Annotated in this window: 11 protein-coding genes and 2 pseudogenes; 5 read left to right on the top strand and 8 right to left on the bottom strand. The window is 52.1% G+C overall.

Features of this window, described 5'->3' with window-relative positions:
• Positions 1-412 precede the first annotated feature (412 nt).
• Positions 413-898: pseudogene (locus C489_RS20070) on the bottom strand (IS6 family transposase); the annotation flags it as partial.
• Positions 899-1,082: 184 nt separating this feature from the next.
• Here C489_RS20070 and C489_RS21190 point away from each other — a divergent pair.
• Both C489_RS21190 and C489_RS21195 read left to right on the top strand, forming a co-directional pair.
• Complete coding sequence (locus C489_RS21190) at positions 1,083-1,886, top strand: IclR family transcriptional regulator (RefSeq protein WP_239642100.1); 804 nt, start codon at positions 1,083-1,085, stop codon at positions 1,884-1,886.
• 151 nt (positions 1,887-2,037) lie between these two features.
• Positions 2,038-2,466 (top strand): annotated as a pseudogene (locus C489_RS21195) (IS6 family transposase); the annotation flags it as partial.
• A gap of 144 nt (positions 2,467-2,610) precedes the next feature.
• Here C489_RS21195 and C489_RS21200 read toward each other — a convergent pair.
• The gene (locus tag C489_RS21200; protein ID WP_006433226.1) at positions 2,611-3,036 is read right to left on the bottom strand and encodes a universal stress protein; all 426 of its coding nucleotides are present in this window, start codon (positions 3,034-3,036) and stop codon (positions 2,611-2,613) included.
• Between the two features lie 934 nt (positions 3,037-3,970).
• Here C489_RS21200 and C489_RS20080 point away from each other — a divergent pair.
• Positions 3,971-5,362, top strand: a complete 1,392-nt coding sequence (locus C489_RS20080) for an SLC13 family permease (RefSeq protein WP_239642101.1) — start codon at positions 3,971-3,973, stop codon at positions 5,360-5,362.
• Here C489_RS20080 and C489_RS20085 read toward each other — a convergent pair.
• The 6 genes from C489_RS20085 to C489_RS20110 form a co-directional block, all read right to left on the bottom strand.
• A complete protein-coding gene (locus C489_RS20085; RefSeq protein WP_049891164.1) occupies positions 5,335-6,465 on the bottom strand; it encodes a PrpF domain-containing protein in 1,131 nt (376 codons plus the stop codon). The genes C489_RS20080 and C489_RS20085 overlap by 28 nt on opposite strands.
• Position 6,466: 1 nt before the next feature.
• Positions 6,467-7,975 carry a tripartite tricarboxylate transporter permease gene (locus C489_RS20090; protein WP_006433229.1) on the bottom strand — a complete coding sequence of 503 codons (1,509 nt, stop codon included), beginning with the start codon at positions 7,973-7,975 and terminating at the stop codon, positions 6,467-6,469.
• Entirely contained in the window at positions 7,976-8,479 is a 504-nt protein-coding gene (locus tag C489_RS20095; protein WP_006433230.1) for a tripartite tricarboxylate transporter TctB family protein, read from the bottom strand.
• The gene (gene tcuA, locus C489_RS20100; protein WP_006433231.1) at positions 8,476-9,900 is read right to left on the bottom strand and encodes an FAD-dependent tricarballylate dehydrogenase TcuA; all 1,425 of its coding nucleotides are present in this window, start codon (positions 9,898-9,900) and stop codon (positions 8,476-8,478) included. Before tcuA ends, C489_RS20095 begins: the two co-directional genes overlap by 4 nt.
• 41 nt (positions 9,901-9,941) lie before the next feature.
• On the bottom strand, positions 9,942-10,949 hold the full coding sequence (locus C489_RS20105) for a Bug family tripartite tricarboxylate transporter substrate binding protein (RefSeq protein WP_193364791.1): 1,008 nt from the start codon (positions 10,947-10,949) through the stop codon (positions 9,942-9,944).
• 1,364 nt (positions 10,950-12,313) lie between these two features.
• Positions 12,314-13,549, bottom strand: a complete 1,236-nt coding sequence (locus C489_RS20110; RefSeq protein WP_006433233.1) for a methylaspartate ammonia-lyase — start codon at positions 13,547-13,549, stop codon at positions 12,314-12,316.
• A gap of 439 nt (positions 13,550-13,988) precedes the next feature.
• On the opposite strand from C489_RS20110, the gene C489_RS20115 reads away from it, so the two are divergent.
• Complete coding sequence (locus C489_RS20115; RefSeq protein ID WP_006433234.1) at positions 13,989-14,753, top strand: IclR family transcriptional regulator; 765 nt, start codon at positions 13,989-13,991, stop codon at positions 14,751-14,753.
• Positions 14,754-14,952: 199 nt separating this feature from the next.
• Complete coding sequence (locus tag C489_RS20120; RefSeq protein WP_193364792.1) at positions 14,953-16,722, top strand: Na+/H+ antiporter NhaC family protein; 1,770 nt, start codon at positions 14,953-14,955, stop codon at positions 16,720-16,722.
• The last annotated feature ends 125 nt before the right edge of the window (positions 16,723-16,847 follow it).

Genomic DNA, 16,847 nt, shown 5'->3' on the forward strand with positions numbered 1-16,847 from the left:
AACTCCGAGTTCACGTTGGTGGAGTAGCGTTCGGAGTCGTTGTCTGCCATCGACGAGAAACACCACCTTCTCCGGCGTATTTCTCTCACATATTCGAGCACGACTCTCCGTTGGAACGGCTGTCGTTGCCGGACTGGGCCGTATACAGCGACTACCGCTCGCTCCGTGATCGATCACAGGGATGGCACTCGAGGGTATCTCGAGCCGGATCGTCGCCTCGTTGACTGCAACGCGATTCGGATTCACGTCACTTCTGGACTGGACAGCACGCGTGTGAAACCAATCGTGAGCCGTGTCGTGCCTCTGCTCGACGCCAGAATGTCTAACTCTATAACTGTTTTTGAGAGGGATAGTTTAGGGAGAAAGGCGCTGTCTAGTTTAGCACCTCCGCTGGCGTCTGTCCGTTGAGTGACTAATTCGGCCGCTGTATGTTATAGTAGTGTACGAACTGATCAAGCCATTCTCTGACGCTCGCCCGACTGCCGGCCCGTGAAGTATGGAAGCGGTCGATCCGCATTGTGAGCGTGTAAACCATTTTTCGATATGGTTTCGATCGACATAGTCGAGGTGACCGCTCGATCCTAATCGGGAGAGGGAAGTCAGATAGCCAGACCATCGACGAGAAAATCAGCGTCGGAGAAATCGTGTTTCTCGGTGAGTCCATGCAGAAACGCAGCAGCTGGATCGGTGCCTCGCCGTCCAAAGAGCGCGACGTCGAGAATGAGTTTCGTGTCGAGGTCTATTGCAGTGCACATCCAAGATCGGTCGCCGTTAATCCTGACAGTAGTTTCATCAACCGCGACCCGCGACGGCGAAGTCGTCGGCGGGTCGCACCCGCTGTCAGCCCCCAATTCCAGACCGCTCCATGCGAGCGTTCAACGCCTAATTCAGATAAAATAGTTGAGTAATATTGTTGGTAATGAGAATAAGACTATCTCTCTTTATTAATACAAGAGACAATGTTTCAATACAGAGTATGAAGACATCACATATTGTGAATTGGATATATTAGATAATTCCATCATTAGAGGGTACAGACGCGCATTATCGGGATAGAGAGTGGAAATGCGAAAATTCACAGTATGTATATAGCCCTTTCTGGTATACTAATTATGGCCAATAACTCGTCTTCCGGCCGTCAACTCAAAACTCTTGAGACTGCTGCCGAACTGGTCGATATCATACAGCAACAAAGTGGAATGTCAATTGAATCTCTTGCAAAAGAGCTTAACTTAGCAGAAAGTACTATACATGGATACGTAAAAACTCTTGAAAACAATGGATATCTAGTTTATGAGGATGGAAAATATCACATCGGATTGGAATTTTTGAATAAGGGAGGTCATGCTCGGACGAGAAAGCCAGAATATGATTTTATAATATCGAAATTAGAGGATTTAGCCGAACAGACGGGTGAACGCGTCCAATTTATTGTTGAAGAAAATGGAAAAGCATACTATGTCCATACGTCGATCGGGAAAAATGCTGTTCAGGTGGATGCCCATATTGGGAAGGTAATCCATCTTCATGCGAGCTCTGCAGGAAAGGCTATTCTTGCTCATTTACCAGAGGATCGCGTAAAGCAAATTCTCAACCAGTGGGGAACTCCGGCATACACTCAGCATACAATTACCAGTGAGGAAGAATTACTTGAAGAACTGAACACCATCCAGGAGAGGGGGTATTCAATTAGCGATCAAGAATCGATTAGCGGTCTCCGTGCAATTGGGGTACCAATTTGTTCCCAGAGTAGTGGCCACCCACTTGGGGCAATTAGTCTCTCGGGTCCGGCACATCGGCTCAAAGGAGAGTGGTTCGAACAAGATATTCCAGATATTATTCTTGCAGTCGTAAACGAAATAGAACTCGACCTAGAGTATCATTAGTCGAGATTCGATACAGATCATTTCGGCTCTGTTGAAATACTACCCTTTAGATACATTCTCACCTGAAACAGTCAGTCAATGAGAGCCACGAGTTGACGACAAATCGGTCACGCATCCTGTTCACCCCAAATCACGCTGAAAGCTCGTCCATCTCCAGCCGGAAGATGACGCGAAGCCGAATCACGTCGCGCTCGACGAGACAGTGATTCAATTCGACGAACATCGGTATTGGCTGTACTCTGCTGTTGATCCGGAAACGAACAAAATTCTCCATATACGGCTGTATTCGACGACTATGGCCGCGTTGACAGAACGGTTTCTGCAGGAACTCACTGAGAAACATGCCCTCGACGATACCGTGTTTCTCGTCGATGGTGCAAAACATCTCCAGACCGTACTCCGTCGATCTGGGCTCCGATTTTGATACGAGAAACATGGAAATCGGAACGCTTCTGAACGTATCTTTCGTGAGGTAAAACAACGTACTTCTTCGTTCCCAAACTGCTTCAGTCACGCAAAACCATCAACAGCAGAGTCGTGGCTCCAAGCCTTCGCCGTCTGGCAGAGTGCTACAAACTAAACACGGCTCTGCCAAAGTATTCAAACTTAGATTCGAAACAATAACCGCCATCGACGGACGCTATTCCTCTTCCTACCTTAGCTGACTAATGGTGCACAAATAATCCCGCAACTCAACAACACCTATGACGGAAATAGGGCCATGTCAGTTATCTGTTGACATTACTACAGGGCACTCTGAATTTAGTAGTATTGACTGGTTCACACTACCGAAGATTGCTTTTCCCGTTGGGGACCGTTTCCGGCCTGCGACAACAATGTACCGTGCATCTTGTTCATCAGCATAGTTAACAATCTCATCTGAGGGATTCCCCATTAATCCAACGGCTTCAAACGGTCTACTAAGAGGTTCTGCAGCCTCCTCCGAGATATTCGATGCGACATTTTTCACAGATTCCATGTCTATTGGATCTCCTTCTTTTGCTTTTGTCCTTCCTAAATTGACGAACTCTGATGTAGACAAAACATGGACGACATGAATCGTGTCAGCAAAAGCCTCTGCAAGTACTTTGGCTTGTTTAATGACGGTGTCTGCTCGATCTGACCGGTCTACAGCTGCGACAATCACCATAGTAGATTGCTACTGTCATAGCACTTTATTCTTACTCTAAATAATGGGAGAAACGATCTGATTGTACGTCAATCCTGTATAGAATTATTAATGTATACTGTCTTCGATTCTTAGTTGGCCAGGTCACAACAGGATCAATCTTATCTCCTGAATCCACGGAAGGCGTCGGGATCACTCCATGATGTCTTGTTCGAGGTTGTAGACGGTGGCAGGGAGTACGAGTTCACGAAACTCACTTCACGGTACCCCGCGGGTGGCCGGACAGCGGACACGGATCAATGCTTGCTGGCTGAAAACGCCGTCTCAGCCATCCAACGTTCCTGTAGGTATACTGGCCATCCGTGCGTTATGGGCGTGGTCATAGGCAGCGAACAGCCGATATTTGATTACCGACCGGATGCCCTCCGTTCGGAGGGTGTCCCGCAGTGAGTGGTCGTCATGGCCTTTATCGCCGGCGAAACTTTCGATGTCCGTCGTGTTGCGCAGCACTACTTAACTGCCCACCTGTTATCATGGGACCAGTGTGGCGAACAGTGGATGTCCAAGACGGTACACGACTCCGTGTCAATTGGGGCCAGCGTTTTCAGCATCCGTATGTGACGATCCGTTCGGTTAATATAGTGGTTGGACGCCGCTTCGCGGTCGAAAAACGTGGCGCTCAGTGACCATGCTCGCCGGGATCGCAGCAAGTCGCTTCTCTTCAACTAATATACAGGTTCGTCCGGGCTGACACCATTGTTCGTCATCGCCGCTCCCCAGAAACGAAGCGGTGGCTATGGACGGGAGTGTGGCCGTAGCAGGTGACGGGGTTGGCAGTCAGATCATCCGCTGTAGAATGCTTCGCCCCGCTGGGGTGTACAAAATCATCTATATCCATCGTGCCACTTGCCGGGACCGCCAAATCTTAATGTATATAAGTTCGATTTTTATCGTGGTGAAAAATATCTCCAATCCCAGTTCCATCTTCGGACTTGTCGGTTCTGTCGTAATCGTTGCTAGTGGAATAGTTGCTAACCCGCCGATGGGAATGACCGATGATGGCCTCATGGCAACCTCGGTATTTTTTGCGACGCTTCTTCTTTGGCTGACCCACACTGTTCCCTATTTGGTCTCGAGCGTCACCGCGGTTATGCTCCTCTACGCACTCGGTGTTACGAACTCTGTTCAAGCCGCTGCATCCGGGTTCTCTTCTTCACTCGTTCTCTTCCTGCTCTTGCTCTTTCTGCTGGGGAACACGATTTCCGAAGTTGACCTAGATGCTCGACTCGCAGACCGTCTCCTTGGATCGGAAGACACCCCTACACGTGCACTTCGCTCACTTACAACGGCACTTCTCCCTCTAGCTGTCTTCATGCCTTCTGCTGCAGCTCGGACCGTGGCTCTGATCCCTGTTGTCCGTCGTCTCCAGACTTCTTTTGATCTCTCTTTCAATTCTGACTTCTCACAAACAGCCTTCTTGATTCTTGGTCAGGTGAACCCGCTTGCGTCCGTCGGTCTCATGACCGGCGGTGGAATGGCTGTTGTCACTGCTGGACTTATCCACTCGCTTGTTGGTCCCTTAACCTGGGTTCAATGGGCCCTGTACATGGTGCCTCCCGCAGCGGCCCTATACCTGCTCGGTGCTGTTTCCGTTTTCACGCTCTATCCACTTGAGGACGCAGATATTCCGGAACCGAGGACCAAAGATACCCCCGCCGATTTCAACCGTGAACAACGTATCGTTGCCGCTGTGATGTCCGGAACAGTCCTCGCTTGGATCATCGGGTCTTTTTTTGGTATCCCTACGATCCTTCCTGCTGCAGCGGCAGTTCTCATCCTTTCACTACCCAATATTCGTATCATCCGTGCAGATGCCGTCGCAGACGTAAACTGGAACGTGCTTTTTCTGGTCGGAGCAATGTTCTCTTTGCTTGAGGCACTCACAAACACAGGCGTCGTGAATCTCCTCATCAATCGGACTCTGGAGACGATCCCGCTTAATGCTCTCCCAGTGTTCGCGAGCGTTGGTATTCTTCTGCTGGTCGCAGTCGCCGTTCGTATTGTGTTCTCAACTGGATCCGCGGCACTGCTGGTTGTTATTCCTTTTGCGCTTCGGATTGGGCAGGAACTGGGTGTGAACCAACTCTACCTCTCGTTCTCACTCCTCATCGTTATTGGTGGAACGACGTTCCTACCGTTCAATACAACGTCTGCCCTGCTCGCGTACGAAGAAGGGCCACTAAATCAAAGAGATGTGGCACAGTTTGGTGTTGTAACACTCTTTCTCTCGTTGGGTGTTACCACTGTCGCATGGCTATTCTACTGGCCGTTAGTCTCAAGCGTGTAGAACGCCCGGCCTTCCATTAAGGGCCGCTGTGTTCGTGAAACCGTTACGCTCTCTACTTTGTCGTTGTTGACGTTGGCCTTGACCACCATTTTCCCCTTCGGATGCCCGAGGATGACCCTTTCACCATCAGGGACATCGGCCATCTGATTCGGAATCGTTCCCTCAAGTAGTGTAGCGGCTGCAGTACATGATGCACCTGTAACAGCATACACTGGATGGAGGTACTGCATACTCATAATTCGGGCTGTGATATCAATCTCCGATTCACTGACGTAGCCCGTAGTCGCTTCGTAGTCGGTTGGTGGTGCGACGAACGCTACCTTCGGGAACCCTGGCGATTCGACGGTTGCGTCCTCGGGTGAATCAACGATGTCGAGTTCCGCACACACGGTTGCACGAATCTGCTCGATCCGGTTGAGGAACTCAGGATCAGTGTCGATGTCCTCGGGTAGTTCTGTGCCAGTTACACCAAGGCTGGATGCTTGGACGAAAACGACGGGAGTTGTGACGTCCAAGACGCTCATCTCGACAGGCACTCCATCGACGTCAAGTGTCGTTACCGGTTCATCGAACGGGAATAACCCCCTTTCGGCCGTTCCCGCCGGATTGTAGAACGTTGTTTCGACCCTAGCTCCAGTTCCGGGGACGCCGTGGATTTTGTGATCACCTACGGTGGCTGCGCAACCGTCAACGATATCGAATGACTGGTCAATCCGTGTCTCTGTATTTTTATTATAGAGCGTGACCGTTGCTTCGCCGTTGTCAGGGACATCAACCATATTTTCGTTAGTAGCGAACGGCCCAACGACAGTCGTCATGTTGCCACAGTTCCCACCATAGTCGATGGTCGAATCATGGACGCTGACCTGACCGAACTCATAGTCAATGTCGATACCGTCACGGTCACTTTCTTCAATGATCATCAGTTTCGATGTCGTCGATGTCCCGCCACCAAGTCCGTCAATTTGGCGCTCATCGGGACTCCCGAACAACGAGAGGAGCGCTGCATCCATGTTCTCGTCTGGGAGTTCGTCTCGAGTCACGGCGACGCCCTTGCTGGTTCCTCCACGAACAAGCGTACACTGCAGTGAGTTCTGATCCATTTTAAGCTTCTGTGATTGAATTGAACTGTTTTTTTAGCGCTGGACCGATATACGGGCCGACAATGATCACTACCGTTGCTACAACCAAAAACAGCCGAAGAGGCGTTGCGAAGAAGATGTCAAAACTCCCGTTACTGAGTGAGAGCGATCGAGAGAGATTCTCCTCTGCGATGGGACCGAGAATAAGCCCCAAGAGGAACGCGACGAGGGAGTAATCGTATGACTCCATGAAGTACCCAATAATCCCCAATGTGAGCACGACAAACACATCAAAGTAGTTCGAGTTAAGCGAGAACGCGCCCAGTACAGACAGCACGATGATAATGGGAATGATTATAGAGGTGTTTACCGTCGTCAGGTAGCCTGCCCACCGAACCACGAGGAGACCGAGGGCGAGGATGACGAAGCTGCATACGATGAGTGTAACGAATATCGAGTATGTGAGATTGATCTGTGCACCGAAGAGCGCTGGACCAGGGCGGATACCGTGAAGCATTAGCGCACCAATGAGGACGGCGGTCGTGGTGCTCCCCGGAATACCGAACGTGAGTGTCGGAATCAGAGATCCGCTCACAGTCGCATTGTTCGAGGACTCTGTAGCGACAATGCCTTCTTCCGCTCCGTCTCCGAATTTTTCAGGGTTTTTGGAGGCGCGTTTTGCTTCTCCGTACGCAATGAACGTCGAGACAGATCCTCCAGAACCAGGAACTGCACCGATAAGTAAGCCGATGACTGAGGACTTGACGAGCGTGATAGGTTTCGCGAGGACTGTCCGGATACCAGACCGGACGCTCCCTCCGATATCAACGGCCCCACCACGCGAAATTGCCCCGCCCTGCTTACTCAGACGAAGCATCTCTGAGACAGCGAAGATACCAATGAGAGCTGCGACGAAACTAATCCCATTGTAGAGGCCGAGTTGGCCGAACGTGTACCGCTGTACCGGAAGCATTGGTGCGACTCCGACAGTTGCGAGCATTACGCCGAACCCACCCGCCATCACGTCTTTTAGGAACGATCCTTCAGAGACGATGATGATGAGCGAAAGTCCAAGGACCGCGACTAGGAAGTACTCAGGCGTTCCGAACATGAGAACAACCGACACGAGCACGGGCAGTATCGCGAGAACGGCCACTCCTCCGAGGAAGTCACCGATACTTGAAGAGACGGCGGAAATAGTGAGTGCGTCGACAGCACGTCCTTCTCTCGCCATCGGATAGCCCTCGAGTGTCGTCGCTGCTGCAGACGCAGATCCGGGAACATTGAACAGGATCGCAGAGATGCTGCCCCCGTACATGACGCCATTGTATATCCCGATGAGGAAGATGATCGCATTCACAGCCCCCATCTGGAGTGTAAATGGTGTCGCAATTGCTAGGGTAAGCGCACCCCCGACGCCGGGGAGGCCGCCACCGATGATACCAATGACGACACCGAGTGCGATGAGCGCAATGCCTGGCCACGACAACACCGTCTCGATCGCGTGGATGAGGACATTAAGATCTGCCATTTAGATCCCCCCAGTGACGATGTCGACGTTCATGAGCACTACGAAGACGTAAGCGACTCCGGTTAGCGCGGCTGTGATAATCGCGGTCACCCACCACTTCTGGCGCGTGTATACGAGGTAGGCGAATGCGAAGAGCGGAGTCACCCAGAACAGTCCAACAGCGTACCCGACGAAGATATACCCCGTAATGAGCGTACCGAGGACAAGCATGCGGGTTCGGTCCTCCGTCTCCGACGTTGATGACTCATCGGCATCTGAGCCACTGAGGACGACGGAGTCATTTCTGGTGAACTCGTAGGGGATGAAACGGTTCACAACACGGAGCACGGCTGCGACTAGAACAAGCCCAGACGCAGCCTGTGGGAAGAGGCGCGCCGCTGGTGGGAAATCGTAGGCTGTGACAAACATGTACGCGGCCAGTGCGGTCAGCAGCGCGGCAAACACATGCTCTCCGCGGGCCACATCTGTGAGGCGGTTCATGGGTGATAGTTTGGAAATGCTCATACTTGGATGTACTCGTTAGCGGATTCGGCCGCAGTTTTTCCGTACACGGCTGCGTTCATCTGCCCAGTCCCACCGGGGTAGTTGTCGAAGAACAGCCCGCCGGTGCTGTTCCCAGCAGCATAGAGCCCCGGAATCGTCTCGCCGCGACTGTCAACGACTTCTGCCTCCGTATTGGTACGAACGCCACCGAAGCTGAACGTGATACCACCGGTGACTGCGTATGCGTAGTAAGGAGGCTTGTCGATAGGAAGTGCCCAGTTTGTCTTCGGAGGTGTAACGCTGGTCGCTTCGTTTCCGTCAAGAACCTCCGGTTCGAACGCATCGGGATCGCAGGCAGCGTTGTATTCTTCAATGGTTGCAACTGCCGTCTCGAGGTCACTACATCCAACTTCCTCCAAAAGGTCTGAGAGATTATCCGCGACAATGGGATCCGACGGCCCAGTTGCACGAAGGAGATCGTGAACCTTCGAGTCGACAACAATGTATGCGACATGATTCGGCTCCTCGAAGATGAGACGGCCGAACTTCGCGTAGGTGTGTGCACGAGCGTCCTGTCCCTCGTCGACAAACCGTTCACCTTCGTCGTTCACGATGACACCGTACTGATAGCCGTCAACACGGTTTGCACCACCAGCGACATCCGGGCTAGCAGCGTCGATAAGTGCCATGTGGGCACCGCCCCACTGACCAACCAGATCGGCACCAATATCGCTGGCTGCTTCGAGCGCTTCGCCGGTATTGTACCGACTACCGCGCACCGTCATCGCGTCATAGTCACGTCCATAGTACCGGACGCGCTTTTCGTCACTTGAACTGTATGCGCCGGCAGCAAGCACGACGGCGTCAGCCTCGAAGCGGACCAGTCCGTCATCGGTAATCGCGTCTACTCCGACTACGCGGCCATCGCTGTCTCGGTGGAAACCGCGAGCTTCAGTCTTGAAGTAGAAGTCCGCACCTTCCTCTTCAGCAGCTTCAGTGACGGTATCGACGTATTCTTCGCCATCGAACCACGTACGCGCCACCGTATAGCCGACAGCGAGCGGTTCCATCTGCCAGTCAACGCCGGCTGAGGCGGTGAGCCATTCGAGGGTATCACCCGCATTTTCGGTGAGGTAGCGAGCGAGGTCCGGATCTGCCCGGTTACTGGTCTGATCGAGAATATCCTCGTAAAACTCGTCGACAGTGTAGTCTTTGATGTCGAATTCGAAGCCGTACTGTTCGAGGTCAGTCCCGGCAGAGGGGACACGAAACGATTCGCTGAATCGGGTGTTCCCGCCTTGTCGTTCACGAGGGGCTTTCTCGAGGACGGCAACAGAGTGATCAAGTTCCGCAGCACGAAGTGCGGCCGTGAGGCCGGCAGTACCACTACCGACGACTACGATGCTGTACTTGTGCGTATCAGTATAGCCAGATGCGTTCATATTGGTGTGTCTGTGTATGTAGGTTCGGGGAAGGGATGTGGTTATTCGCCACGAAGATTTGACATATCTACTTTCTCCGGGATCGTGTTGATGGAGTCTTCCAGAGCCTTTCTAGCGCGTTCGGGGGGGCCGTATTCAACAATGTTCCCTGTCTGATTAGACCAAGTCTGTACTTCATCGGTCTGAAGTGCGGCCTTGACAGCATCAGCGAGGGTATCACGGATGTCTGTCGGCGTTTCAGGGGGCAAATACATGCACCGAGTGAGTTGACCGATGTAGTCTATGCTACTGAAACCGGCATCCGACGGAGATGGTGCCTCAGGGAAGACAGAGCTGCCATCAGTTGAGAGGATGGAGACAGTCTCGAGGTCACCTGATTCGACGGCACTCTGCGCGGCAGTGTCGGTGGTCGCGACGACCGGAACTTCACCAGAGACGGCCGCTTTAATTGCAGGTCCGGCACCATCGTAGGCGACGTATTGATCGTAATTCAGATCGTAATCGTTCTTCATCACAATGGCAGCGAGATTGACTATGCCACCACGCCCAAGACCCGCAAATTTCTCGAGGTCCCCAGACTGATACCGCTCAACGAGATCTTGGAGACCAGTGATATTGTGTTCGGGGTTCGCGAAGATACCGTAGGGCGTCCGGGCGTACGTACAGACTGGCATGAGCTTAGTGATATCCCAGTCCGGCTGGTGTACAAGGTAGGAAATGGGCGTTGACGGTGGATTGAATCCACCGAACGTGTATCCGTCGGGTTTAGAGCGCAAGATCTGGGCAGCCCCTTTCAGCGAGGCAGCCCCCGGCGCGTTCTCAACTGCGACCCCAACATCCAGCTCGTTGGATACCTGAGGCATAATCTTCCGAGCGTAAGTATCGGTACCGCCACCCTGACTGAAGGGGACGATGTAAGTTATATTTTTACTGGGATATTCGCCACCGCTAGTCTGAAGCGAACTGCAACCCGCGAGTGCTGCGGTACCGGTACCAGCTGCAATGATCAATCTACGACGTGTCGCGGAGGCACTGTTGTCACGTACCATATACCGACCGTCAAATTCTCCAGTATTAAGGCTAACGATTATGAGGGAATGTGAGCTGTCGGTGACTGTATTCACGAGAAGTGATGCTACTGATATTCTATTCGAAGCGAGAGTCGTTCGTCACGCCTAAGGGGAAGTTTGGCAGCCCAGAACGGAGCTCTCTTCCTTTAATGCAAGATCAAATATAGGATAATTATATCATGGTTTTATCTAGGGATAGCGCTCTAACAGTCCTAAGCGCGAAAAACGACTCCTCATCATTTACCAGTATTTACGGCCATGTTTCTTGATTAATTCGCTAAAGAGGTTATCGTATTCTGCATTTAGACAGCAGTAGGAGGGTAAGAAATCAATGGGGTACTCCGCGTAAACCCGATCTCATTGGCGGTGAGAGCGTTTACCTAACATGCGCTGATGGTTTCTCAGGGCGTTATTAGATACACCTCCGTCATACAACTCTCGCGTGGAACATGGGGGATCTTCACATCTCGTAAATCAGATGGTGGCCTAATTTTGGACTCAAATGGCCAAATTTGGCACTTTAAGGCTATAAAAGCCGAATATAGCACGAAATCAGGTATCGTAAACAATCTCATGGAAAATGGTGCAGATAGACGTAAGTGTGACTAGCTTTGAAAGGTAGATATACTGATCAACGGTGATGAGAATCCTGCTACGGCCATATTTGTCAATTCACGATATGCGACTCATATGTTACCAACCATAAGTTAGTAATAAAAACTATTTCTCGCATCATTTCCCGAATATGCGCGAGTAGGGGTATAATTTATAGTTAGGAAGGACGAATTTATCTCGCGCGCGATCCGCCATCATCTGATGATAGAGTGTGGCACCAGCCAAGAATTGGAAATCAGTAGCACTTGATTCACAAACTTTCTTCATTGATATCTCGTCCCATGCTCTACCCTACAGAACGATGTTTGTAAAAGAGCGTGGTGGGATTCGTGTACTGGAAAGGATTTGAATAGAAGCCAACATACGAGTGATTTCACGTCTCGGCAACGGTCCCAATCAGACCGCCTTCTACGTGAAACGCCTATAGTCGACCGCATTCCACGCACGATGCAGAAAGACGTTCGTTCAGTACGATCATAATCTTGGTTTACGCTAGTATGTCTATAATGCGCAGACGCGCCTTCTACTTTGAGAGAGTGTTATCACGCCTAAATGATTTACAAATATATGGTTGTAAATTAAGGATTGTAGTCCGGCGAGCATATAATCCCGTCTTTTGGGACGATATCGCCAGAGCAGTTCCTCCTTCAGTGTTCTGAGTAGTAGATCCGTTGAGGCGGTCAGTTTCGGTCATGAGTATCCGAATCTTCGACCGCCTCGTAAGGTCGTCAATTGCTTATTCGATAGGATGTCCGAGCCATCTCGTTGGCAACGATTTGATACCCTTCATCGACTCCCATTCCGGGTCTGGCCAGTATTTGTGCCGGTTGCGTTGCGAGCGCCACCTGTGCACAGACTCGGGCAGAGACATCCGTTTCCGCGCAACTTCCGCCCAAGTATGCACGCGTATCGGTATTTTCGCAGTACTGGACAGCATCGATACTTGCAGTGATTTCACCGAGATCGGGCGTCTTGATCTGGACAATATCGACAGCGCCAGAATCGACAAAGGCGGTGACGTCGTCATAGGTATTACAAAACTCGTCGGCGATGATGTCTACGGGTACCGAACACTCGGTTAGGCCGTCTCGGAGTGCTCCGAGCACGTGGATCTGTTCGTCGCGTGATCCGGCTTCTATCGGGCTCTCTATTTGAAGCGAATACGGCGATGCAGCGTCGTCAAGCGCTGCGAAGTAGTCTATCACCTCGTCGCGATCGTACGGAGGAGCAAAAATTTCGCCGACTGTTCCGTAGATGTCCACGTGAAACGTCGGGTCGTATTCCGGAGAACCGAGTTCGGTCACTCGACCGCTGAGCCAATCTATATATTCGAGGAGCTGTTCTCCCTCTTGGCCGATCTCGTCTACCGAATTAAACAGCCCGTGGGGAAGAACGGGAACCTCTTTGAGAATCATTTTTTCGGCGTTTCGACGGCGGTCGCTGCCGCTTTGACAAAAGATTGGAACCGGCTGGGGTGCACGGTCGATGCCGTATTCGGTACTGATTACCTCGGTCATCGTCTGTGCAGAAGCCGTTGCTGCGGCATCCAGTAACGCTTGGGAGACCCCGTATCGGACTGCCGTGTGTAACTCTTCCGTGTCAGCGATGTCGCTCAGGATCTCGACGTTGGTTGTAAACGCACTGGCATCTCGACCGACGAGGGCCTCCGAAATCGTCGTCTCTATCTCGTCGAGGTGGTCCTCCGCAGTGAAAAACGCATCGCGACCACCGAATCCGGAGTATTGGACCGCTGTACAATCACCGAGAGCGGTTCGGCCATCTTTGAGTTCGATTATTACACTCGCTGCTTCGGCCGGTTGACGGACATCGGTATACCCCGAGGTAACTGCCTGTCCGTTGTACAGAAATCCGTCTTGCTCTGCGTTCGCCACGATAGCTTCCTTATCGTCGAAGTAGTAGCCACCCGTCGTCACTACTGCGGTTACGTTAGCTATCTCTGTCATATAGCGTCTATGTCAGTATTTACTGGGGGATTATATATAAATTCCTATTATAGAATAGTCGTTGTTTCGGGTTGTACCCAATCCGATGGCCGATCTCATTCTACTATATGTGGAACTCCTCTACTGCATTTCTTTGCTGGGTCGGCGAGAACAGCACCCGATTACAGCCATATGGGTGTGATAATGGCGGTGAATCGTAGGACGGCACGAGGTGGCTGAATTGCCCATGCTCCGCTTCAACGACCCGGATGCGGTGGGTGAAGACGGGGCAGTCTCTCCAAAGAAGAGGAAGTGAAAATCATGACACGCAATTCCTAGGATATCTGTACCAAACAGGGGATGAGCACCCTACTATCGATGTAATCAGTGGGAAATCGCTGCGCGGAACGATACATTCTATAATACATGGATTTATAGGGCTTGGTGAGAGAGAGTACGTATGACCGAGAGCCAACTTCTGATGACGACCGAAACATCGTTAGCGGTGATCGAGACAATTCAGGAACTCGATGGGGCAACGCCGGCCGAACTCGCGGCGGCGCTCGAGCTATCCGAGAGCACTGTCTACAAACACCTCTATACCCTCGCGAAACACGGCTACGTCGCCTCCAACGGAGACGAATACCGGCTTGGAGCGCGGTTCTATCATATCGGGATGTACGTCCGGAACCGCAGCAAAGTGTACGAACTGGCGGGCAAGTACGTTATCGAACTCGCTGAGCAGTCGAACGAGGAATCCGACTTCGGAATCGAGGAGAACGGTCGCATCGTGACGCTGTTTGATTCGGTCGGTAGTTCCGCCAAGCCGAGTTCTCGGCTCAATAACTACGAGTACATGCATACGACGGCTATCGGGAAGGCGATCCTTGCTCGATTGCCGGAGTCACGCGTCGACACGATTGCCGACCGGTGGGGTTTCCCGGAACTCACTGAGGAAACGATCACGTCGCGATCGGAACTCGATGCTGAACTCGAGCGCATTCGGGAACGGGGCTATGCGATCAACGATCAGGAGTCGATTCCGGGGAAACGCGTTGCCGGCGTCGTCGCCGAGGGACCCAATGGGGGCGTTATCGGCGGCTTCACAATCTCTGGTCCGGCATACCGGATCGAAGACGCCGACCTCCATCAGGAATTTCCCGATATCCTGCAGCGAGTTGTGCCGGATTTCGAGTCGGAATTGGTCTCACAAGGGCTCCTGTAGTCGGCCTCGAGTCGACGAAAGGACCGATAGTCGTCCGATTGTGGCCGCTTTACTTACAAATCGAAATGTTGTACGCATCTATTTTCTGGCTATATCTGTTGAATATCTGGTAGAGAACGACACTGCGTGTCTCCATCTACTCGCTTCCCCGATATTCAAACAAAAGATTAAAATAGTGTAACTCTCACATTGAGTGTGTATGTCATACGAATCCCTTCCGGTTGCGGCACTGGCATTGGCACCGCCGCTTCTCGCGATTGTACTCGCGATGTATACGCGGCAGGTGCTCGTGTCGTTGTTCGCTGGTGTATGGATTGGTGCGTTGATGATCGCCGACTGGAATCCGATCGCGGCGACGGCGCTGTCGATGGATTGGATCGTAGAAGTCGTCAGATCACCATTTGACACCAAGTTCCTGATCCTGATTATGTTCATGGGTGCTGGTGCTGCGTTCGTTTACAAATCAGGCGGGATCATCGCGCTCCAGAACTGGATCGGCCATCGTGTGAACACGGCCCGGGACTCCCAGATCCTCACATGGCTCATTGGGATTTTCATTTTCTTCGACTCGTATACGAGCACCATCGTGACCGGGAACGCAACTCGCGAACTCTCTCAGGAAAACAATACCTCCCGAGAGATGCATGCCTACGTGCTAGATTCGACGACCTCGCCGGTTACGACCTTTGGACCCGTCTCGAACTGGATCGGATATCAAGTATCGATGATCATCGTCGGGTTCGAAGCTGCCCGGTTCACGGCTGAAGAAGTCGGTATCACCGCGTTCGGGCTCTTCCTGCAGAGTATTCCGTGGAATATCTACTGTTTCCTCGCGTTCTTCATGGTCGGATTCATTTCGATCACACAGCGGTTCTACGGTCCGATGCTGAACGCGGAATGGCGTTCGCGCAAAAAAAAGAAGACTCGCCGGGACGATGCGACGCCACTCTCGGACATCACGACCGATGTCGGTGAGCCGAGCGAGAAGAACCCGACGCTGATCAATTTCTTCGCGCCGATTCTGTCGCTGCTGGTCGTTGGACTCATCTCGATGTGGTGGCTCGGTGGCGGCCACCAGTCCGGCGTCGATATCGCGACTGCGTTCCAAGAAACCGATGTCGCACTCGGTCTCCTATACGGTTCGTTCGCGTTCATGGCCGTCGGCATGCTCGGTGCCGTCGGATTCGGCACCATGGACCTCGAAGAAGCGAGCGATACCGTGATTAACGGATTCAAGACGATGATGATCGCAGCTGCGATCATCGTCCTCGCTTGGAGCATCGGTCACGCAGCTGAACAGGTCGGGACGGCACAGTACATCGTCGACGTGATGGTCAACAGCGGCGTTCCCGGATCGTTCCTACCGCTTATCATCTTTGTCGCCGCGATGTTCATTGCGTTCACGACTGGGACGTCGTGGGGGACCATGGCGATCCTGACACCGCTCGCGATTCCGCTCGGCTACGAACTGTCCGGACTGTCGATCCTGCCGGTTCTCATGGGCGTCCTGTTCGGCGGCGCGATCTGGGGCGACCATGTCTCTCCGATCAGCGATACGACCGTCATGTCCTCAATCTTTGCAGGATCGGATCACATCGATCACGTGACGACGCAGATTCCGTTCGCGATGACCGCGGCCGGCGTGACGATACTGATGTTGCTCCTGTATGCAGTCGGTGTGACGTCGCCACTGGTGTTGCTCCCACTGTCAGTTGTCCTTACCGCAGGCACCGTCATCGTGCTGAACAAGTTCGATGCTCGACGCAAGAATCTACCCGAAATCATGCCGACTACCGAGGCTATCGACAACGGTGAAATCGATGTCGAAGCAATCGAAAACGGAAGCGAAGCCGACACAACGCGGATCAACGGCCAGTATAATTTCGTCGAATCGATCCCGCTGACTGCAGTCGGAATCGTTATCGCCTATCTCTGCCTGGTCTTCGGGTTCATGACTCTCGGCTTCTAGTGGACAGACAGTTATTACTCTTTCATCATTTTTGACGAAGAAAGAAGTGGAAGTATGGCCAGATACGCATCTGGATACTGTTACAACACGAACGATTTGTCGTGATATTCTCCGCGCCGTAAACA

The sequence above is a fragment of the Natrinema versiforme JCM 10478 genome (assembly GCF_000337195.1).
GTDB classification, from domain to species: domain Archaea; phylum Halobacteriota; class Halobacteria; order Halobacteriales; family Natrialbaceae; genus Natrinema; species Natrinema versiforme.